The sequence below is a fragment of the Faecalibacterium butyricigenerans genome (genome assembly GCF_020687345.1).
GTDB lineage: Bacteria > Bacillota > Clostridia > Oscillospirales > Ruminococcaceae > Faecalibacterium > Faecalibacterium butyricigenerans.
The window spans coordinates 1-20027 of sequence record NZ_JAJEQL010000036.1; the positions used below are offsets into that span (position 1 = coordinate 1).

20 protein-coding genes and 1 pseudogene are annotated in these 20027 nt (G+C 50.1%); 6 read left to right on the top strand and 15 right to left on the bottom strand.

The genetic code is table 11. The annotated features are described in order from the left end of the window. Nucleotides 1-18: 18 nt before the first annotated feature. From LKD23_RS10910 to LKD23_RS10930, 5 genes are all read left to right on the top strand, one after another. Nucleotides 19-1347 carry a relaxase/mobilization nuclease domain-containing protein gene (locus LKD23_RS10910; RefSeq protein WP_227621681.1) on the top strand — a complete coding sequence of 443 codons (1329 nt, stop codon included), beginning with the start codon at nt 19-21 and terminating at the stop codon, nt 1345-1347. Nucleotides 1348-1468: 121 nt separating this feature from the next. Beyond that, on the top strand, nt 1469-2062 hold the full coding sequence (locus LKD23_RS10915) for a type IV toxin-antitoxin system AbiEi family antitoxin domain-containing protein (protein ID WP_227621682.1): 594 nt from the start codon (nt 1469-1471) through the stop codon (nt 2060-2062). Then, nucleotides 2059-2904, top strand: a complete 846-nt coding sequence (locus LKD23_RS10920) for a nucleotidyl transferase AbiEii/AbiGii toxin family protein (protein ID WP_227621683.1) — start codon at nt 2059-2061, stop codon at nt 2902-2904. The genes LKD23_RS10915 and LKD23_RS10920 overlap by 4 nt, the downstream gene beginning before the upstream one ends. A 145-nt stretch (nt 2905-3049) precedes the next feature. After that, the gene (locus LKD23_RS10925) at nt 3050-3970 is read left to right on the top strand and encodes a hypothetical protein (protein WP_227621684.1); all 921 of its coding nucleotides are present in this window, start codon (nt 3050-3052) and stop codon (nt 3968-3970) included. 5 nt (nt 3971-3975) lie between these two features. Beyond that, nucleotides 3976-4917 carry a DUF1848 domain-containing protein gene (locus LKD23_RS10930; RefSeq protein ID WP_227621689.1) on the top strand — a complete coding sequence of 314 codons (942 nt, stop codon included), beginning with the start codon at nt 3976-3978 and terminating at the stop codon, nt 4915-4917. Nucleotides 4918-5033: 116 nt separating this feature from the next. Here LKD23_RS10930 and LKD23_RS10935 read toward each other — a convergent pair whose 3' ends face one another. From LKD23_RS10935 to LKD23_RS10965, 7 genes and pseudogenes are all read right to left on the bottom strand, one after another. Beyond that, nucleotides 5034-5234 (bottom strand): transposon-transfer assisting family protein, encoded by a 201-nt coding sequence (locus LKD23_RS10935; protein ID WP_227621685.1) that lies wholly within the window; start codon nt 5232-5234, stop codon nt 5034-5036. Between the two features lie 3 nt (nt 5235-5237). Beyond that, nucleotides 5238-6182: a hypothetical protein gene (locus LKD23_RS10940; RefSeq protein ID WP_438359809.1), complete on the bottom strand. Its 945-nt coding sequence runs from the start codon at nt 6180-6182 to the stop codon at nt 5238-5240. 3 nt (nt 6183-6185) lie between these two features. Further along, entirely contained in the window at nt 6186-9380 is a 3195-nt protein-coding gene (locus tag LKD23_RS10945; RefSeq protein WP_227621686.1) for a YodL domain-containing protein, read from the bottom strand. Between the two features lie 127 nt (nt 9381-9507). Beyond that, nucleotides 9508-10257 (bottom strand): restriction endonuclease, encoded by a 750-nt coding sequence (locus tag LKD23_RS10950; protein ID WP_120120746.1) that lies wholly within the window; start codon nt 10255-10257, stop codon nt 9508-9510. 43 nt (nt 10258-10300) lie between these two features. Next, nucleotides 10301-11014 (bottom strand): annotated as a pseudogene (locus LKD23_RS10955) (DNA topoisomerase); the annotation flags it as partial. Between the two features lie 20 nt (nt 11015-11034). Continuing rightward, the gene (locus LKD23_RS10960; RefSeq protein WP_055059682.1) at nt 11035-11226 is read right to left on the bottom strand and encodes a transposon-encoded TnpW family protein; all 192 of its coding nucleotides are present in this window, start codon (nt 11224-11226) and stop codon (nt 11035-11037) included. 118 nt (nt 11227-11344) lie between these two features. Further along, the gene (locus tag LKD23_RS10965; protein WP_227621691.1) at nt 11345-13240 is read right to left on the bottom strand and encodes an AAA family ATPase; all 1896 of its coding nucleotides are present in this window, start codon (nt 13238-13240) and stop codon (nt 11345-11347) included. An 89-nt stretch (nt 13241-13329) separates the two neighbouring features. On the opposite strand from LKD23_RS10965, the gene LKD23_RS10970 reads away from it, so the two are divergent. Next, nucleotides 13330-13749, top strand: a complete 420-nt coding sequence (locus LKD23_RS10970) for a nuclear transport factor 2 family protein (RefSeq protein ID WP_055059684.1) — start codon at nt 13330-13332, stop codon at nt 13747-13749. A gap of 77 nt (nt 13750-13826) precedes the next feature. Here the strand turns inward: LKD23_RS10970 and mobQ are convergent, their stop codons facing one another. The 8 genes from mobQ to LKD23_RS11010 all read right to left on the bottom strand — a co-directional run. Then, nucleotides 13827-15434: a MobQ family relaxase gene (gene mobQ, locus LKD23_RS10975; RefSeq protein ID WP_431834203.1), complete on the bottom strand. Its 1608-nt coding sequence runs from the start codon at nt 15432-15434 to the stop codon at nt 13827-13829. Nucleotides 15435-15568: 134 nt separating this feature from the next. Beyond that, the gene (locus tag LKD23_RS10980; RefSeq protein ID WP_015516242.1) at nt 15569-15862 is read right to left on the bottom strand and encodes a DUF3847 domain-containing protein; all 294 of its coding nucleotides are present in this window, start codon (nt 15860-15862) and stop codon (nt 15569-15571) included. Nucleotides 15863-15951: 89 nt separating this feature from the next. After that, a complete protein-coding gene (locus LKD23_RS10985) occupies nt 15952-16668 on the bottom strand; it encodes a hypothetical protein (RefSeq protein ID WP_227621687.1) in 717 nt (238 codons plus the stop codon). Further along, nucleotides 16665-17225 (bottom strand): RNA polymerase sigma factor, encoded by a 561-nt coding sequence (locus LKD23_RS10990; RefSeq protein ID WP_005922902.1) that lies wholly within the window; start codon nt 17223-17225, stop codon nt 16665-16667. Before LKD23_RS10990 ends, LKD23_RS10985 begins: the two co-directional genes overlap by 4 nt. Before the next feature lie 84 nt (nt 17226-17309). Then, nucleotides 17310-17624, bottom strand: a complete 315-nt coding sequence (locus tag LKD23_RS10995; RefSeq protein ID WP_107630935.1) for a hypothetical protein — start codon at nt 17622-17624, stop codon at nt 17310-17312. A gap of 186 nt (nt 17625-17810) precedes the next feature. Beyond that, nucleotides 17811-19238: a VirD4-like conjugal transfer protein, CD1115 family gene (locus LKD23_RS11000; protein ID WP_255668231.1), complete on the bottom strand. Its 1428-nt coding sequence runs from the start codon at nt 19236-19238 to the stop codon at nt 17811-17813. Then, nucleotides 19235-19705 (bottom strand): PcfB family protein, encoded by a 471-nt coding sequence (locus LKD23_RS11005; RefSeq protein ID WP_005922912.1) that lies wholly within the window; start codon nt 19703-19705, stop codon nt 19235-19237. The genes LKD23_RS11000 and LKD23_RS11005 overlap by 4 nt, the downstream gene beginning before the upstream one ends. Before the next feature lie 100 nt (nt 19706-19805). Continuing rightward, nucleotides 19806-20027: DUF6017 domain-containing protein (locus LKD23_RS11010; RefSeq protein WP_227621688.1), on the bottom strand; the 222-nt coding region annotated here is incomplete at its 5' end.

Sequence of the window (20027 nt, forward strand, 5' to 3'; positions counted from 1 at the left end):
AGGAGCGCTGGCACAGATATGGCAGTTACAAAGATACATCCTATCAAGTCAACGCTGAAAAAGGCACTGGACTACATCGAGAATCCAGCCAAGACGGATGAAAAAATGCTGGTGTCCTCCTTTGCCTGCTCCTATGAAACCGCCGACATCGAATTTGAACTGCTGCTATCACAAGCCATGCAGAAAGGCAACAATCTGGCCCACCACCTGATACAGTCTTTTGCGCCGGGCGAAACCACGCCGGAGCAGGCCCACGAGATTGGCCGGCAGCTTGCAGATGAAGTCCTGCAAGGCAAATACCCGTATGTGCTGACCACGCACATTGACAAAGGGCACGTCCATAACCACGTCATCTTTTGTGCCGTGGACATGGTGAACCAACGAAAGTATGTTTCCAACCGACAGAGCTATTCCTACATCCGGCGCACCAGTGACCGGCTGTGCAAGGAACATAACCTATCCGTGGTAATGCCCGGTCAAGACCGGGGCAAGAGCTATGCCGAGTGGGACGCGCACCGAAAAGGCACGAGCTGGAAGGCGAAGCTGAAAGCTGCCATAGATACCACCATCCCGCAGGCCAAGGATTTTGACGATTTTCTACGGCTCCTGCAGGAGCAAAACTATGAGGTCAAGAGGGGCAAGTATGTGTCGTTCCGTGCGCCCGGACAGGGGCGGTTCACCCGCTGCAAAACGCTGGGCGAAGCCTACACCGAAGAAGCCATCACCGAGCGCATCAAAGGGCGGTTCGTGGAGCGGAAGCCCAAAGAAAACCGCAAAATTTCGCTGCGGATTGATTTGGAGAATAGCATCAAGGCCCAGCAGTCCGCAGGGTATGAGAAGTGGGCAAAACTCCATAATCTGAAACAGGCTGCCCGGACGCTGAACTTCCTGACGGAGCATGAAATTGATAGTTACCCGGATTTGGAAAGCCGGGTGGCCGAGATCACCGCCGCCAGCGCCGAGGCTGCCGCTGCGCTGAAAGCAGCCGAATGCAGACTTGCAGAAATGGCCATGCTGATAAAGGATGTTACTACCTATAAAGAGCTGCGCCCGTTGGTGCAGGAGTATCAGCGGGCCGCTGACAAAAAGCAGTTCCGGCGCAAGCACGAGGGCACCCTGATTCTCTATGAAGCAGCGGCCAAGGTCCTGAAAGAACAGGGCTTTCAAAAGCTGCCCGACCTCTACGCACTGAAAGCTGAATATAAGCAGCTGGCCGAGCAGAAAGACCAGCTGCAACGACAGTACGCCGAAGCCAAACGCCAGATGCAGGAGTATGGCATCATCAAGCAGAATGTGGACGGTGTTCTATTCCAGAATCACAGGCAGGAGAGGGATAAGACCCTGTGAGCATTACTTAACAACGACACATTACTTTTAACTGAAATAATGTGCGATTGTTAATTCACTGTTGACGAACACACATTATTTCTATATAATATAATGTGTGAATGTCAAGTGAGGTGATAGCATGAACAACATGGGCAAAGTAGAAAAAATAGTGCAGTCTGCCCCCAATGGCATCATTACGGCCGCACAGTTAACGAAAGCCGGCTTACATCGGGGCTATCTGCATGATTTTGTCGAGAGCGGGGAACTGTACCGTTTCGGGCGCGGCCTTTATGTACAGAGCAGTGCATGGGAAGATGACTTTTACCTGTTGCAGCGGAAGTATAGCCGCGGCATCTATTCGCATGATACCGCCCTTTATCTGCTGGGCTATTCTGACCGCACCCCGGCAAGATACACGATGACCTTTCCCAAGGGCTACAATGCACTGTCCTTGAAGCAGGAGGAGTTGATCGTCAAGCGTGTTATTCCAGAAAAGTATGACTTCGGCATTATTGAAATCCAATCGCCATCCGGCAATCCCATTCGTGTTTACGATTTGGAACGGACGCTGTGCGACATCCTGCGCGGCAGTGGGAGCGATATACAAATTGTTGGTGCAGCCATGAAGCGTTACGCCGCATCCAAAGACAAAGACATTCACAAATTGATGCAGTACGCAGAACGACTTCGTGTGAAGCCAAAGGTTCTGCGCTACATGGAGATTTTATTATGATTACAAAAAATCCGATGCAGTTAAAAGCCTATATTAAAGAGAAAGCAGCCGAGAAGCATATTTCCGCGCAACTTGTGATGCAGAACTATATGCTGGAAAGACTGCTGGAACGCATTTCACTTTCACCGTATAAGCATAACTTCATCATCAAAGGCGGCTTTCTGGTTTCGGCTATCGTTGGTCTGGACACACGGGCCACTATGGATTTGGATACGACTATCAAGGGCTTTACACTGACCCATGAAGCTATCCTTTCTATTTTTAAAGATGTGTGTGCAGTCCAGATTGACGATGATGTGCAGTTTGAAGTGGTGGGCGTTGCGGATATTCGGGAAACAGACGATTATCCCGGAATCCGGGTATCGTTGAAAGCCAACTACCCGCCGATCAGCGTTCCGCTGACGGTGGATGTCACCACTGGCGATATGATAACGCCCCGCGAGATCGAGTACACCTTTTCAATGCTGTTCGATGACCGCACAATCAGCGTTCTGGCCTACAATCTCGAAACAGTTCTGGCCGAAAAGCTGGAAACCGTACTGTCCCGCAATATTGCAAACACCCGTCCGAGAGATTACTACGACATCTACATTCTGTACGCTCTGCGCGGGGCAGAGTGCGATAAGGCAACATTGCGGCGGGCACTGGAACGGACAACGGAAAAGCGTGGTAGCGGTAAAATTTTAACGCAGTACCCGGAGATTATGCAGGAAATCCGGGGGAACGATATACTTCGTAAGCAATGGAACAAGTATAGCAGGGAATACGACTATGCAAAGGATATTTCTTTTGATGATACCTGCAATGCGATTCAAAAAATCATGGATGAAACTATAACATGAAAATCTAGTATAGATCTTAAAGGAAGATTGGGTTAATACATCTGCAATCATAGAAGCAGGCTTATTTTATTGTGATTTTATAGTTTCCAAATAACAACAAGATAAAGCACAGTATATTTTTAATTCAGCAAAAGGAGGCAACATCGTGATTATTGATACTATTCTTAAAAATTGCAGCAAAAGGCAAAATCATAAATGTGATGAACAGTGTGAAAATTGTTCATATGGGGAATTTTGCCCGGAAGATTGTGAAAAATGTTTAGAGTACATTCATTACCCTTATCGTGCAAAAGATGGTGCTCCGAAAAGAAAATATGATTGTCCCAATATGGCAGATTTTTATACTTGCAAATATTCTTATAGATACACTTCGGAAATAATGTATGCTCTTGAACGTACAACTCGTCTATTTACTGTCAAAAATCTTAAGGTGCTCTCTTTTGGATGTGGTCCTTGTACTGATTTGTTTGCAATTGACTGTTTAAGAGAAAACGGTACTTTAACATATGATACACTGGAATATCATGGAATTGATTACAGTGAATCTGTTTGGAAAAATATTCACGATGATATTAAGTCGTTTGAAAATGATAAAATCAAAATTTCCTTTTTTTACAAGGATGCTTGCCAAATCATCAATGATATTTCCAAAGGAACATGGATTCCAGACCTTATTGTGTTTCAATATGTTTTTTCTGATATGGAAAAACATACTAGCAGTGATAATATAAGAAGTTTTTTAGAAACTTTTTCAGAATACTATAATTCGAAAGTCACAAAGAATACTTATATTATTTTAAATGATATAAACCTTGGGCGAAGTTATGGCGGGGGTCGCGACTATTTCGATGATTTAAGGAGTCGCCTTACTAGCTCTGAATCGTTAAAAGGCCGATTTCGTGATGATAATGCCAAAAGCGTTTATTATCCAAGAGGCTATACCTATGGAGAGAGGTCGTTGGGCGAATTCCCAACAAATAAGAATAAGTTTGATTTAACACCAATGAAAAAATATAATCCGTTTAACACATGTGCAAGCGCACAGATGCTTATAAGGAAGGATTAAAAGTCATGATAATAAGTGCTAGTCGGCGGACTGATATTCCCACCTATTATTCAGAATGGTTTTTTAATCGGCTTCGAGATGAATATGTTTTGGTTCGTAATCCCATGAATATTCATCAAATTGGAAAAATCAATTTATCTCCAAATGTGGTTGATGGAATAGTCCTATGGACAAAAAATCCGATGCCAATGTTCAAACGGCTTTCAGAACTTGAAAAATATAATTATTATTTTCAGTTCACTTTAAATGCCTATAACAAAGATGTCGAACCTAACATTCCCTCGAAAAATGATGTTATAATACCTGCATTTCAAAGACTTTCAAGGGAAATTGGAAAAGAGCGTGTAGTATGGAGATATGATCCTATTTTTTTCAATGAGCGCTATACAATGGAATACCATTGTAAGTATTTCAACCTTTTGGCATCAAGATTGGAAGGTTACACTGAAAAATGTACAGTGAGTTTTTTGGATTTATATCGAAATACAGCCCGAAATACTCAACCGTTAAATCTTCAAAAGGAAACCCCACAACAGCAAATTGAGCTCATCCAGCGCTTTTCACAAATAGCAGATGAACACGGACTTTATATAGATACTTGTGCAGAAGCAACTGATTTCAAACATTTTGGGGTTGAGCATGCACATTGCATTGATAAAAATCGCCTTGAAAGGTTGGGACACTACAATTTATGTGTTGAAAAAGACCTGAATCAACGACTTGAATGTGGTTGCATTGCCAGTATAGACATTGGCACATATAATACTTGTAAAAATGGCTGTTTATATTGCTATGCTAATTATAGTTTGAAAACAGTTGATAAGAATTTTCATCAGCACAATCCTAATTCTCCACTTCTTTTTGGCGAAATAGGGCCAGACGATATAATAAAAGAGCGAAAGGTTAAATCGTGTAAACAATGCCAGATTTCCCTTTTCGATCTTTAATACCAATAAAAACGCCGGACACAGCAGCCACAAGGCCACCGTGTCCGGCTATTTCCGTGTTGACAATGACACATTACTTTAATTAAAAACAATGTGTGGTTGTCAAGCTGGCGGTATCACTCACCCGTAAAATCTAATCTCTGTCCGTCAAAGTCAGCATCGGTCATTTGCTCCAATTTTGCAATGGTGCTGTTTGCCAGTTGCCGCATTTCGGTGTCCATATCCGGCAGGGCGGCCAGCATCCGCGCCATCGTCCGGCGGCGGTCAGAAGTGTGGTACATACAAATCAAATTTTCTTCTTCTACGCTGAAATTCATGCGTCAGACCTCCATTTCGTGTTGCTTGCTGCGGGCCGCTGCCTTTTTCGGGCTGGCGGCCTGTTTTGTTTCGGAAAGCTGCTTGCGAACGGAAGCACGGGGCTTATGGATGCCCTTATCTCGGTTCTCGTTTTTGTCAATCAGCGCGTAGATACCGAAACGGTCTTTCACGCTGGACAGGTGCAGGGACTTGTACGGCAGCATGGCAAGCAACTGATCCGTGTCCCGGCTGGATGCCAGCTTGGTGAAGTAGGGTGACACCTCCACCATAAAATGATTCTTGTCTGGGCTGTTGGGAGCAGCCAGCCGCTTCATATCGGTTACAATGCGCTGGGCCTCGGCCTCGATCAGTCCGGTGTGCAATGCCGCAAGGTGTTCTTTGAAATCACCGGGCCGTGCAGGTTCCCGGCTATACTGCTCCTGCCGGATAGCCGCTTGCAGAAGTTCCGGGTCAAGGGGCTGCATTTCATACCGCACGAGTTCACCGAAATATTTATCCGGGCGGCTGTCGAAATGCTCTTTCGGGCCAATCTCCCGCATCCCGCTTTCGTAGATCAGACGGTTGGCACCCACGGGCAGGGCGGCTTCCCGGATGTGCTGGAAATGCTGCTGATAGTCCAATTCATACAGATTGCCTTGCACGGTTCCATTGGCTGCGCCGGTCAGCTCCACCGCATAGGCAAGAATCCTGTCGTGGGTCTGCTCGCCGCAGAATTTCCATGTGTTGTAGGCTTGGGTGTCTTTGAGCAGCACATCCCGTTCCCGGAAGCAGAATGTTCCAGAAGGCCGGGACAGCCACAACAGCAGCTTATCTTCCGGCTGGTCGCTGCGGGCCGCTTCCCGCATCATCTTGATGTCATAGGCAAAATCGCTCTGGTAGTATGCGGTGTTCTGGTGCATGATAGCTTCCAGCGCAGCGATCACATCCATATTTTCAAATTTCTGCACGGTTTACACCTCCAATTCCTTTGACTTTTCCCGTGGCTGTGTTTGCTTGCGCTGTTCCTTTTTTGCGGCATCCAGTTGTGCCCGGATAGACGGCTTTTTCGGTTTGGCTGCGCGGAATTTCTTGGCTTTCGGTGCCTTTTCTTCGGCCTTGACTGCGGCGGCAAGGTCCGTCAGAGAGATTTGTTCTCCAGCCTTTGCTTTAGCCTCCAATTCGCCCAGAGAGGGCGCATTGTTCAGCACGCCATCAATCATATTTTCGTTATGTTCGGTGGAATGTTCTGCGGTGCGCAGCGGGTTTTCCCGCAAGAACTCCGGCACCTGCTGGAAGCCTACGCTGTCGCAGTAGTGGGCGGTGTCCTGCCCGTTCTGGTGCAGCACCACCACATCCGAAACAGACAGCGAATGCCCCTTAAAGTCTGCCGGATAGTCTACATTGAATATACGGTAGATGTCCTCCAATGTGGTGCCAGCAGCCAGCGGCGCGGTGTACACTTCCGTATAGTTGGCCTTGTCCACAGTCCGGCCAGCGGCCTGCAGGCGGTCGTATGGCTCAAAACGGTAATCGTGAGTGGAATCCTCATTGCGCAGCTGGTAGATGGAAAAGCTGTCCTGCTGCGGTGCTTCAAATCCTGCCGCTGCGTATTCCTCTACCGTCATTCCGGCAGCGGCCGCTTCCTGCGCGATCTCGGCCTGCACCTGTGCCTTATAGTCCTGCAAGGTCTGGTCAAAGTCGGCCAGCTTGGGCGGTTCCGGCAAGTCATACTGGCCTTGGTTAAGCAGCGGGCGGCAGTCCTGTACATAGGAAATAATAGCGTTGTAATAGGCAGTCTGTTCCGGCGAAGCGTTCTGCCCCTCCTGCAAAGCGGTGGTGGCCGTCTGCTCCATGGCCGAAAGGTTGCAATGTTGTTTGAGGTACGGGATAAACTCGGTCAGCACCATTTCGCGCTCTGCCTTGTCCTGCTCCCATGCTTCCGGGCCTTTGTTATGCAGAACAAAATTCTTCCAATTTTCATCTTTAGTGTAGTATTCGTGGTAGTTCTGGATATATTGAACCAAAGAGCCCTCTCCGTCACCAAAATCCTGCCGCCCCTCGTAGTTATCCGGCTGGCCGTTCATAGTAAAGTCAATGCGGAAGGCTGTTTTGTCATACCAGCCGCCCGTGTAGCCGTCCTTTTCCCGGTCCGTGTGCTGGGCGGTGTCCAGTTCTTCAAAGACGCGGTTTGCCACGGACAGCGGCATGGTTTCGCCGTCCTGCAGCTTGTCGCTTTCACTCCACAGAATCGTGACTGTAGGTTCTGCGGCGGGGTCTGGAATTTTAACGGGTGCAGGAATTTCGTTGGCCTTTTCCGCCGCCTCTTGGAACGCCGCCAGCTTATCGCCCAACAGAACTTCCGTCACGGCGGCAGTCTGCCCCAGCAGATTAAGTGCTTCCTGTCCGGCATCCGGCAGAGTCAGACCGGGTGCGTCCAGCTGTCCACCGTCCAGAGCCTTGTTGTCTGGGCCGTACAGAGTGTAGTCATAGCCGGAATCGCAAGTCTGGATGAACAGGGTGTTGCCACTGTCCAGCACAAATGCAGTCTCCTGTGCAGCAGAAAGGTCTGCTTCCCGCTGCTGGCGCAGCTCTGCCAGATGTTCGTCCAGTGCAGAGATCAGCTCATGGGCTGTGCTGCGGATAACTTCCAGAGAGGCTTTCAGTTCGGCCAGTTCCCGGCCAGAACTCCACCCGGCCACATAGCCAAAGGAATACTCGGATGTGTCCAGCCCGTAGTACTGGCAAACAGCATAGGCCACACTTTCGGCCTGTACCTCGCGGGTGCGGCTGTCCGGGCGGTTAGTCTGTTCTGGGTCGTTCGGGTCGATGGCGTGCAGCTTTGCATGGGCAATCTCATGGATGGCTGTCTTGGTGGTTTGCAGCTGGCTCATGCCCTCCTGAATTGCAATGCGGTTGTCGAGCAGATGAAAGTAGCCGTGCGCCCCGCCCTCGATGTCCTCAAACCCGATGGGCACCGGGGATGCCTGTTCCAACGCCTTGAAAAAATCTTGGTAGTCCTGCACACTGCCGGACAGTTCATTCACGGCAATGGTCGGCAGCGGTTCGCCCTCGGTCTGGCTGACATCGAACACGGACACCACCTTGAAGGCCGGAATCTGCACCGTCTTTTCTTCGGTTAGCGGCTTGCCGTCCTTGCCCAGAATCGGCTTGCCCTGTTCGTCTAGTTTTTCAATCTTCTGCTTGACCTTGTAGGGCGCAGGAGCAAGGATTTTGATACCCTTTTCACCTTTCTTCACGGTGCGGTGGAATGTGTCTTTCCACTTGTTGAAACCCGCCACCAGCTGTCCGCCCTGCATGGCGATCAGCAATGTGTTGTTGAAGCTGTAATTGTGGAATTTCGCCATCGTGGTGAGGTAGGCTTTGTAGCGGTCGCTGTCGAACAGCTGTTGGATGCCCGTTTCTAACCGGTCCGTGATTTCTTTCATGCGCTCTGCGCTGTCCTTGCCGTTCAGGATAATGGGAATAACTTTCTGCGGTTCCGTTTCAGGCTGAACAGGCGGCGGGATATTGGCTGCATCCCGCATGACTTCCGGCGCAGGAAAAGACAGTACCCGGTATTCCTCTGGCACAGGCTGGCCCTCGTGGACTTTCTGCCACGCATCCCCGCTTTTAACAAGGTAGCCATACTCGGTAAATACGCCCTGCTCCTGCTGGGCCACATAACGGCCAAACTGCGCCGTGTCGATGCCACCTTTCCATTCTTCCGGCATATCCACCATGCCGGAACGGTTCAGATAGTAGTCACCCAGCTGGGCAGGCCCGCGTACATCCGGCAGATGCACATAATAGTCCACGTTTTCGGGAAAGTCGGTGATTCTCCCAATGCTGGAAAACTCACTCTGCGGGGTTTGCAGGGCGGCGTTCAACTCTGCGCGTTCCCCGGCAGAAAGCGTTTCCAGCCGTGCGGCAAGAAAGTTCAGCTCGTCCACATTGGATGCCAGCACCATGTTGTAGGGAATCGCAATACGTTTTTCTTCCTCAGCAAAGTAGCCGGAAATGAAAAGGCCCTGCGGATTATCGGACGAAATGCCGATTTGCCGCAGGGCCGCTTGTACCTGTTCGGTTGTAGTGGGCAGGTCCAGCCAGATGCCATCCCTGCCTTGCTGCTGCCGATTTTGCAGCTGGATGGAAAATAGTTCGCTCATTATCGCACGCTCCTTTCAAAGAACTGTCCCTATCCTACGGATAGAGAGAGCCGGTTATGGCAAAATGAATGCTTCACCTTACCATAACCGGCCCTCGTAATTTTATTATGAACTTATCCGAAATCTGTTAAAGGGACATATAAATATACCCATACGACTTTTCGAGTCGTTCAGGTGGAATTGTGATATTGGAATTTGTAAGAATTTCGCCAAATTCTTTTAGACCTGCTGTTACTTGATCTGAAAGAAAATTTAGATAACTTTCGATTGTTGTGAACTCCGACCCCTTATACCAAAAATCTGTTAGAGAATCATTTTCTTTCAAATCTTTTCTAGTAATTTCCCAACAGGTAGTACGCAAAGGCCTGTATTTATCACAAGCCTTTAGATAGCGTCCGACATCTTCATCTTTTAAGTCATCAAATGGAAAATGAAGAGGGCTGGTATATTCAGACAATGGAACAGATTCCTTTTTGAGCTGCTTTAATCGCGTTAATGTCCATTTGTCGGCAATTATATCTGTAAATTCATTCCACGTCATCAAGCGTACATTTGAAAGATTTGCAGCCTCAATCGCGCCGGATTGGAAGCCGGCTTGTGAAATCAAAAGACCCAATGATGCACCAGAATCTTGTACAACCGTTCTGAATGCGTGCACTTTTTCTTTTGGAACTGAAGAATTCCAGAATTTACATTCACACACAATTCTTTTAACTAGTTCGTCAGGAGATTCGACCAAAACGTCAACTTCCACTTTGCCACGAACGGTATCAATTGTACAAGGGCTAACTGCTCGATATCCCGATTGATTTAGAAGCAACGCAACATCATCCTGTAGCTCTTTCCAAGTAGCTGGACATCTATCTGTGAATTTCATTACGGCATCCCCCTGCAAAGTTCCGTTAGTTAAGTTTATTCTATCACATTATAGAATCTGTCGCAATTCGGTAATTGACGTACTTGCCTCCCGTATCTGCCAGAAGCACCGTTGCATCATAGGTTTTTCCTGTTTTCTCGGAGTAGAGACCCTTTACCTTTGCCTTACCGTTTTTGAGCAGAGCGGCGGCGATCTTCGGGGTGAACGCCTTTTTCCGCTGCTCAAAGAAGCGGTCGTTCTTCCACATTACGAACTGACAGCCACGGTTCCCGCAATAAAAATTCTTTTTGCCCTCATAGACGTTTTCACCGCACCGGGGACACTTACCGATGATAACCCGTTCCGACTGGAACAGATTTTGTTTGTCTGCACTGATGCAGGAATAGGTCTTGACCAACTGGCGCACCTGCGCTTCAATTTCGGCCATGAACTCGTCCGGGTCTGCGCTGCCTTTGGCAATCTCGGTCAGACGGTTTTCCCATTCAGCAGTCAGAGCGGGAGAGGTCAGGCTTTCCGGCAGAACCACCGCCAGATTGATGCCGTCCTTGGTGGGGACAAGCTGTTTGCCCTTGCGCTGTACAAAGCCCATTTGCACCAGCTTTTCCAGAATCGCCGCACGGGTGGCCGGAGTACCCAGCCCCTTGCGTTCCGCTTGGCCCAGGCCACCCTCTCTTGCTCCTGCGGAGCAATTCACCTTGTCCTCCGGCATATCTTCGGCCCCGGCCCGCTCCATTGCTGACAGGAGCGTATCTTCTGATACATTTTGTCAAGGTGGTTTTAAGAAATTTTCCCGCAATCGTTCATAATAAGCCGCTTGATTTTATCGCTCATAGTTTCCTTGCTGGTGGTGCTGAAGTGGATTTTCACCCGATAGGTCGTGTTTCCGATTTTCTTCACAATATCGGGCTGTTCTGCTTCCTTTACGGTCAGAGGGGAAGCGTTTGCGGGGGTGCTGGCTTTATTGCTCATAGGCTCTCCTTTCCATGAAAAAAGCCCTCATGCTACGGCGCACAAGGGCTTATAGTCATTCTTCTATAACTCTGAAAGTGCGAAAGTGCAAAGTGCAAAGGGTCTGCGTTTTGCACTTTCAGCTTGCGGGTTCGGGTGGCTGCTTCTTCTTGATGAAGTTGTACCATTGACCGCCGACACGCCTTGCGCCTAAAATGCCGCCCATGTTGCGCTTGGCGTTCTGTACCGTCCTCTCGGATATTCCGGCTTCGGCTGCGGCTTTTACAATGTCCTCGCTGGCAAGCTCTTTCCCGTCTGCAAGCAGGTCAAGTATCAGCCTTTCGGCTTGCTCGGTTTTGGTGGCGTTGTTGCCGCCCGCGCCGGACAGCAGTTCGTCGGCGGTGATGTCGTATTCGCCTATCCACGAAAAGCCCGTTTCCGGGTCAAGGCAAAAGGCAACGGGCTTGCCCTCCGGCGCAAGGGAAGATTTGTCATGGACGATAACGCGCACATTCGGTTCTCGCTTCACGCGCCCGATCAGCAGGACGCTCCTTGCTGCGGCGCGGAAGTCGATAGACCCTAAGCCCCGGTATGCGCTCTGCCCTCCGGCAGCTTTGTTGAGATGTCCGATAAGGATAACGGCGCACCCGGTACGCTCGGCAACATCGGCAAGGCGGCGGAACATGGGGCGCACTTCGTTTGCCCGGTTCATGTCGGTCTTTTCGCCCATGTACGCCTGTATGGGGTCAAGGATAATCAGACGCGCCCCGTTCTGCGTGATTGCCTTTTCTATGCGCTCGTCGGAGAGGGTAAGCTCCCGCTTGGCTTCATCAATCACAAGTACGCGGTCAAGGTCGGCTTCTGCTTCCATCAAGCGGGGCTTGACGGTATCGCCCAGCCCGTCCTCGGCGGTCTGGTAAATCACATTGAACGGCGGCAGGGGCTTCATGTTCGGAAGCTCCCGCCCGGTGGTGCAGGCGGCGGCAAGGCGTAGGGCAAAGGTGGTCTTGCCCTCGCCGGGATTGCCTTGCACAATGGTTACTTTCCCAAAGGGAATATACGGCTCCCATAGCCATTCAACGGTCTGTGTGTCCACCTCGCTCATACGGATAATCTCAACGGTTTCTTCCTGCGGCGGCTCTTTCAAGCCGTAAATCGCTTCCCGGATATACTTCCCGTCCGCGATTTCTCCCCGGCGCGTCTGCACCTCGTTCCAATCTTTGAAAAGGGGAATAAGACGGTGGACGGTCAAGCCCTCCGGCATAAGCTCCACAAGGCGGCTGCAAGCGTCGTTTCCGGCTTGGTCGCTGTCAAGGCAGAGGTAAACGGTCTTGATGTTCGGACGGTCAGAGAGGAAACGCAGCAGGGCTTTTTCTCCCACGCCGCCCAGTGCAAGGTAGCTTTGTTTCTGCCATTTCTTTTTGAACAGGCAGAGGAAAGATAAAAGGTCAATCGGTGCTTCAAAGACAAACAGCCTTTCGCCCTCGCCCCGGTAGCAGAAGTTAAAGGCTTTGTCGCTGCCTTTCACATCAAGCCGGAAGCTCCCGGCTGTGCCGCGCTGGTGGGCGTATCTCGGTATGCCGCTTTCATCTCTGCCGACGAATACGGCGTTGTGATGGGCGGCTTCCTCGTAAATATCGCCGCTGGAAATGAAAAAGCCCGTCACATCTTCATCAATGCGGCGGGCTTCGGTAAGATACCTTTTCACTTGTTCGGCGGTGGGGCTGCGGGGCGGCAATCGGAAGTCGGAGAGGGGCGCGGGGCTGTCCGGCGGTGGGGCTGCGCCTTTCTCTCCTGTGAGAAGTTCAACGGCTTCGGTAAAGCTCTTTCCGAAAAACTCCATGAGGAAGTCAACGGGGCCGCCGCCCTTGCTCTGGCTGTGCCTGTACCATTTGTTTCCCCGGACGGTCAAGCTGTCGTGCCGTTTCCAGCGGTACTCGTTCCCGGCGCGGGTAAGCTGCTCGCCCTGTGATTGCAGGAAAGAAACAAGGTCGGCTTGGTTGGCGTGGTCTATCTGTTCTTGGGTGTAATACATGGCTGATACCTCTCTTTCTGTGGTTGAATTGTTCATAGTTTTGATGTAGAATGAAACCGAAAAATCGGAAGTTAGTGAGGTGCTGGATTGTGAATGAAAGAGAAAAAAATATTCACTTATGGTTTGAAATGTGGCTTACAAAACAGGATTTAGGTATTGATAATATTTTTGCAGAAGATGTAATTTATACTGAAAGTTGGGGTCCAAAATATAATAACCGTCAAATCGTAAAACACTGGTTTCAGGAATGGAATACTCGTGGCAAAGTCGTTGCTTGGGAAATCAAACAATTTTTCCACAAAGGAAATCAGACGATTGTGGAGTGGTATTTCAAAAATGAAATGAACAATGGGAGCATAGAGGAATTTGATGGAATTTCCCTGGTTGAATGGACAAAGGATAATAAAATAAAATCATTGAAAGAGTTTGGCTGCAATTTGAATAATTATAATCCTTATGAGCATAGTGACCTGCCCGAATTTAGGGACGAAAGAGCAAGTTGGTTTTAATATTAGGAATCAATAGCGTCCATTTTATCGGAAAACATTTAGGACGGACAGGCAAAACCGCTTGCCCGTCCTTTCCTTTATCGCTCCTGTTCATGCCGCTTGGCGCGGTTCTGTGTCTGTTCCGGCTGGTCGGCGCGGAGTGCAATATCCACGCATTTGCGGATTTTTTGAAGCTCGGCAACCTCGGCGCGGGTATCTTTCAGTTTGGTATAATCGCTGTCCCTCTGCGTTTTGAGGTCAGCATATTCCTGTTCCCATTCCGCAATAGGCAAGGTCTTTGTTCCTTTCGGCAGATTTGCATGGAGATAGCGGTTTGCCGCGTCCCATAGGGTAAGCTCGGCGCGGCGGGCTTCCGCAAACTTCTCCTGTTTTCCTTTCCAGCGGATTTGCCGATACTCGTCCTGTATGGGCTTGTAGGTTTGATAATTTCTGCCGTACTCCATGAGCTTTTGCAGTTCTTTCATGCGCTGCTCGGCGGTTTTCATTCCCTCCCGGATTGAATAGGCTCTATCACTGACAGAGGAAAGAGAAGCGTCCAGCTCGTCAAGATTAGAGATACCATGCTCGGAAAGATAGTTGACCGCTGCCGCTATGGTTTTCAGTTCATCGGTTGCGTGCTGCCGTTGCCAACTCTGTGAATACTTCCGGCTCTTTTCTCTCTGAACGCTCAAATACTTCATCAGCAGATTTGCAAGGTTGGGAGATTGCGGCGGCTGTTCCGGGGCGGTTTCCCGCGTTTTGAACAGGTCGGCAATCCATTCCTTGAGCTTCCCAATCTGCGCCCGGATTTCACGGATAAGGCGGTTTGCCTTTTGGATATTTCGGTTCAGTTCGCCTTTCTCGGTGGCGATACCTTTCTTCTCCATCTGGCAAGCCGCCACGCCCATGTGGACGGTGGGCAGCTCGTCAATGCCGCGCTCGGCGTTACTGCGGTGGTCGATACGCTCCGGGCTTCCGGCACGCTCAAGATAGTCGTTTGAAATATCAGCCCATGCCTTGCGCCAAACAAGCGCATTCTCTTGGCTGTTCCAGCCCGTGAGGTCAACCTTGTGCGTCTTATATCTGCCGCTTGGCAAGCGGATACGCTCACCGTTTTCATCAAGGTCATATTTCTTTTTGGACTTTGCCGCCCACGCGCCGCGCTCGTCAAGGGGGCGCATGGTAAGCATAATATGACAATGGGGATTGCCGCTGTCGGTGTCGTGAATGGCAAAATCCACACACATTCCTCTGGAAACAAATTGAGAGGAACAGTATTCCCGGACAAGCCGGATCTGTTCCTCTCTGGATAATTCTATGGGGAGCGCTGCGTCAATCTCACGCGCAAGCTGGGCGTTCCCGGCTTTCTCATAAAGCTCCACGCTGTTCCACAAGGTTGAACGGTCAGAGAATGAGGGTGGCGCGTGGGGCGGCAGCATGATTTCTGTATGGACAACGCCGCCTTTACGGGTGTAGTCATGGGTCATTCCGTCCCATTCGTTTGTCAGCTTTTCACCGCTTCGGTAGGCGGCTGCGGCAACGGCTGATTTGCCTTTTCCTCGGCTCACAATGCCGATGTTCCAATGGTAAATGGCTATGGGTATCACCTCCCGGATAGGATAATAAAACCCGCAAAAATGGTACAGACGCCAACGGCGGGTGTACTGTTTTTGTGGGTGTGCAGGGATAGCCGCGAAGCGGCGCAAGGGGTGCAGCCCCTTGTTGCGGCAAAGCCGCCATATCGGAGCGCGGGGAAAGCTCCCTGTGCGGAGATAAGCCCTCGGCAGAGCGCACACGCCCGCAAGGGTGTATAAGTGCGCCCTTAGTTCCTAAGGGATTTTCAGCTTGTCGCTCCCTCGGCTCGTTTTTTCAGATATTCCCGCGCTGGTTCACTCGTCAAGGCAAGCCGGAGAAGTGCTGTGGCTTCCTCGTCGGTCATGTTCTTTGCTTCCGGCACAACGCTTTCAAAGACCGCGCCCCGGACAATAAGGCGGTGGCTGCGCGTTCTGCGTTCCTCTTTGGATAGCTTCTGACGCAACATTTTTTCCCGGTTCTCAAACTGCTGGATTTTCTTCTTTCCGTCCTCAATCTCGGCTTGCAATTCCTCGCGGGTTTTCTCTCTCGGTTTCGTCATGGGTGGTCGCTCCTTTCTGTCCGTAGACATAGAAAAAGGACAGTCGATTTGCTCGGCTGTCCTGATGGTAGTATTAAATTTTCATGGGGTTATCCGTTGAAAGAACTTAGGTCAAGCGCACCATTATTTATCAGCTCTTGGATAATGGTAGCCAAATCGTTTTTCACACTTTCGCTTTCAGTTTTTGCACCCGCATTTTCAACGTATACGGTGCTATCTCCCAACTTAAAGGTCGCATAGTAAATTACATTCTGTTCTCCCACGCTGTTCCGGTCTGTTACAAAATATCCTGCCGTCACGCTTGTGCCATTTACTTCGCTACTTTCTTCACTTCCTACAATCTTCGTATCAAGTAGTGCTATATCCGTTGTAGATATTACCACTTTGGCATTTTCGATTTTTCCCTCAAAACCAATCAATTCTTTGTTGCTGTCGGAAACAGTATCATCAACACGAAAAACTGCATGAGCTGTAACGGTCAAGTTTGGAAAAAGAGATGCAGCTTCCGTTTCCGTAAGTTGCCTTGTTGTTATAGTCCCGTCAATGTTAATGCTTGAGCCAGCAGTTTCCGATTTTACAAAGATGATTTCATTTCCGTTGTCCAAAGTGGCAATGTCAGTTTTGTTCCCGAACAATCCACTTTGAAATACGCCTACGCCTAAAACAGCAATTACTGCAAAGCAAGCCGCCATAGCTCCCCACTTAACCCAACCGGGTTTCTTTGCTTTCTTTTTGTAGTTAAGGGCTTCATCGACATATTTTGTGTCAAGCTCGCTCATAGCGTCGGAAAACTTCTTTGCGTTCATACGAATACCTCTCTTTCAATCAAATATTGCTTCATCTTCTCGCGGATACGGGTCAGCCGGACAGAAATGTTTTTTTCTGAAAGCCCCATAAACTCGGCTATGTCCTTATAGCTGTCGGAAAACCAATAGCGGCGCATGAAAATAACGCGGTTTTCGGTAGTCAGCGTGTCTAAAAATGCTTCAATGATACGGGCTAACTCTTTGGCTTCGATTTCTGCTTCTACTGTATTCGGGGCTGCTATACAGGCTTCAATTTCTTCCAAAGCAATCGTGTAATGGCTGCTCCGTTTGGCTGCTTCCTTTCTCCAATAGATTTTGAGTGAAATGTTCCGAACGATTTTAACAAGATAAGATAGCAGCGGGTTAGGTCGTGCCGGGGGAATGGCGTTCCATGCGCCTAAATAAGCGTCGTTTACACATTCCTCCGCGTCTTGTCTGCTGCCTACGATATGGTAGGAAAGATTGTGGCAGACCTTTCCGTATTTTATATCCAGCTCTCGTATGCCTTGTTCTGAACGTCCAAAAAACATTTCTATGATTTTTTCGTCGTCTATCATCTCACCACCTCCTTTCGGGCTTCACCTATGTACTACGGTTTCAGCGGCAAATACTACATCTAATCCGAAACTTTTTCAAAAAAATTATAGCACATCTTTTTGAATAGGGTGTGTCAAGTTGCCGGAATGTTTCTTTGCCGCTTTGCTGGCGGCGTTCCTCCGTTCCTCACTGTATGGGGCGGTCAGACGGAAAGAGAAACGCCCCTTTGCAATATCAAACTCCATGCAGCCCGTTTCGGGGTCTGCGTCGGTCTGGCGGCACTGGTCGGGGTGCTGTCCGGAGTAGGCGGCAAGCCGCTTCTTTAAGTCGGTGTTGTGTGTGCGGATATGGATAAGGGGGTCTTTCTCGTCAAACCATATATCGGTGGTCTTTTCCTGCTTCGTAAGCCCTGTTCTCATAAACTCTCCTTTCTGCGCCCCTGTTACGCAATAGGGGCATTTTTCGGGTGTTTTTCCCGGCTCTTGACTTGGGGAAAATGAGGATTTTCAAATAGAAACCGCCCCGGTGAACCATTCCTCGTCCGGGCGGTTCCTATCGCAAGATTTCTGTTTTTTCCGGCTCTTGACCGTCAAACATAAATTAGCTCATGCTATGTGTTCTCCTTTCTGTTCGGCGGCAAGGGGCAGTTGCTCGGCTTGCTCCTGCTCCTGCTGCTCTTTCCATTTCAGCTGCGACTGGCTCTGCAAAATGATGGATGCCGAGATTTCCCGGCTGCGGATGGTGGCGATCAGCTTGTCGAAGTTGGGTATCTGCCCGATGTTGGCGAACTCGTCCAGAATCAGCCGTACATGGACAGGCAGCCGCCCGCCGTATTTATCATCCGCACGGTCACACAGCAGGTTGATAAGCTGGCTTTGGAGCATGGCGAGAATGAAGTTGAAGGTGGTGTCCGTGTCGCTCATAATCAAAAACAGAATCGTCTTTTCATCCCCGATGGTGTCCAGCTCCATTTCATCGTCCTCCATCAGTTCCCGCACCTCCCGGATGTCAAATGGGGCTAAACGGGCACCGCAGCTTATCAGGATGGAGGAACGGGTCTTGCCCGCCGACAGCAAAAACTTTTTGTACTGCCGGACGGCGAAGTGGTCCGGGTCTTTCTGTTCCAGCCGTTCAAACATGAGGTCCACCGGGCTTTGAAACTCCGGGTCGTCCTCACGGGCTTCACTGGCATTTATCATTTCCAGCAGGGTGGTGAAGTTCATTTCTTCTGCCGGGGCCTCATACCAGATGTAGCCGATAAGCGCGGTGTAGAACAGCCGTTCCGACTTCACCCAAAAATCTTCCGCTGACTTTTCGCCCTCGCCCTTGGTGTTGGCGATAAGTGTATTCACCAGCTTCAGCACGTCCTTTTCCGAGTGGATGTAGACAAAGGGGTTGTACTTCATGGACTTGGAAAAGTTTATCGTGTTCAGGATTTTCACCCGGTAGCCTGCCCGCTGGAACATTTGGCCTGTTTCCAGAACCAGTGTGCCTTTTGGGTCTGTGACCACGAATGAGGTGGGATAGTCGGAAGTAGGAAAGCATTGCATGAGGTTGGGCTTGACGTAAAACCGCGTCTTGCCGCTGCCGGAGCCGCCGATCACCAGCACATTCTTGTTCCGGGCCGTCTTGGGGTCTTTGGGCCGCCCGGTCATGGTCAGGCGTTCGGTCTGGGTCAGCAGGATGTTGTTTTCAAACTTGGGGTCGATGTACGGGGCAATGTCTTTGGCGGTGCCCCACCGGGCAGAACCGTATTCCTCGCCCTTTCGGTACTTCTTGGCGTTCTTGCCCTTGCTGTACACGATGAGCCGGACAGCCACCGCCCCGGCAATGCCCACGCACAGGTCAAACGGATGCAGGCTGGGCAGCGGGCTTGCAAAGGCGGCAGAGATGCCGCTCGTTAGGTGGAGCAGCTTTGCCGAAGCATCCGCGCCCGCCGCCAGACGGTACGCCTGCCCGCATTTGGCGAACAGGTACACGAACAGCAGATATGGCAGATTCAGCACCAGCAGTTTTTTTAGTTCAGGCTTCATCGTTCCAGCTCCCTTTGCTTGATTTTTTCTTTCGCACGTTTCGGCTGCTGGGCCGCTTTCTGCTTGGCTGCGGTCAGCACCTTGCGGATGGAGGGCCGCTGCTCCTTGGAGAGCGTTTTGGCTGTGAACTCCCGGAACGCCTGTTCCAGATTGTCCGTATCCTTGGCCTTGAAGATCACGATGTAGTGGGGCGGCTGGGTGGTCTTGTCCTTACGCAAGGTGAAGTCCACGCCGTACTTCTTGGCGCAGGGCTTGAACACCCCGATGTTCGCTTCCGTGACCTCAATGTTGGTCAGGGCCGCGCCGTGGGCTTTCAGCTGTTTCAGGCTTTGCTTTCCGTGGTGTAGCTTTGGCCCCTTGGCTCGATGCTGCAAGTATTTTTTCAGCGCGGCTTGCAGCACTTGGGCGGTGAGCTTGCCCGTTTTCATGGACAGGGCAATAGTTTTCTGGGTGACTTCTTCCTGCAATATGAATCCCTCCTTGTTGCAGAAAATTCAGAGCGGCAGCTAGGGTGGAACCACCAGCCGCCGCAGGTAAAGTGTTCTCATGGATGGGTACTCCTTTCGGTCAGGTGTTGGGCGGGCGGCCCCAATCGGGCTGCGCCATGTCGTGCGCCACAAGGGACGCATAGTAGCTGTTGATGGTGCTGGGGGCGTTGAACAGCATGGCCCGCAGGTATTGCTTGATGTTACGGACTTTGGTGGTGTTATCCCGCAGGCAGTCCATGACGAACTCGATGTGATGGCTGTCCAGTTTCAGGAACTTGGCCTTGACCAACTCTGCCGGGTA

Coding starts and splice junctions, on each gene's coding strand:
- LKD23_RS10910 (WP_227621681.1), top strand. CDS start 19: ATGGCAGTTACAAAGATACATCCTATCAAGTCAACGCTGAAAAAGGCA.
- LKD23_RS10915 (WP_227621682.1), top strand. CDS start 1,469: ATGAACAACATGGGCAAAGTAGAAAAAATAGTGCAGTCTGCCCCCAAT.
- LKD23_RS10920 (WP_227621683.1), top strand. CDS start 2,059: ATGATTACAAAAAATCCGATGCAGTTAAAAGCCTATATTAAAGAGAAA.
- LKD23_RS10930 (WP_227621689.1), top strand. CDS start 3,976: ATGATAATAAGTGCTAGTCGGCGGACTGATATTCCCACCTATTATTCA.
- LKD23_RS10935 (WP_227621685.1), bottom strand. CDS start 5,234: ATGAATTTCAGCGTAGAAGAAGAAAATTTGATTTGTATGTACCACACT.
- LKD23_RS10945 (WP_227621686.1), bottom strand. CDS start 9,380: ATGAGCGAACTATTTTCCATCCAGCTGCAAAATCGGCAGCAGCAAGGC.
- LKD23_RS10950 (WP_120120746.1), bottom strand. CDS start 10,257: ATGAAATTCACAGATAGATGTCCAGCTACTTGGAAAGAGCTACAGGAT.
- LKD23_RS10960 (WP_055059682.1), bottom strand. CDS start 11,226: ATGAGCAATAAAGCCAGCACCCCCGCAAACGCTTCCCCTCTGACCGTA.
- LKD23_RS10965 (WP_227621691.1), bottom strand. CDS start 13,240: ATGTATTACACCCAAGAACAGATAGACCACGCCAACCAAGCCGACCTT.
- LKD23_RS10980 (WP_015516242.1), bottom strand. CDS start 15,862: ATGACGAAACCGAGAGAGAAAACCCGCGAGGAATTGCAAGCCGAGATT.
- LKD23_RS10985 (WP_227621687.1), bottom strand. CDS start 16,668: ATGAACGCAAAGAAGTTTTCCGACGCTATGAGCGAGCTTGACACAAAA.
- LKD23_RS10990 (WP_005922902.1), bottom strand. CDS start 17,225: ATGATAGACGACGAAAAAATCATAGAAATGTTTTTTGGACGTTCAGAA.
- LKD23_RS10995 (WP_107630935.1), bottom strand. CDS start 17,624: ATGAGAACAGGGCTTACGAAGCAGGAAAAGACCACCGATATATGGTTT.
- LKD23_RS11000 (WP_255668231.1), bottom strand. CDS start 19,238: ATGAAGCCTGAACTAAAAAAACTGCTGGTGCTGAATCTGCCATATCTG.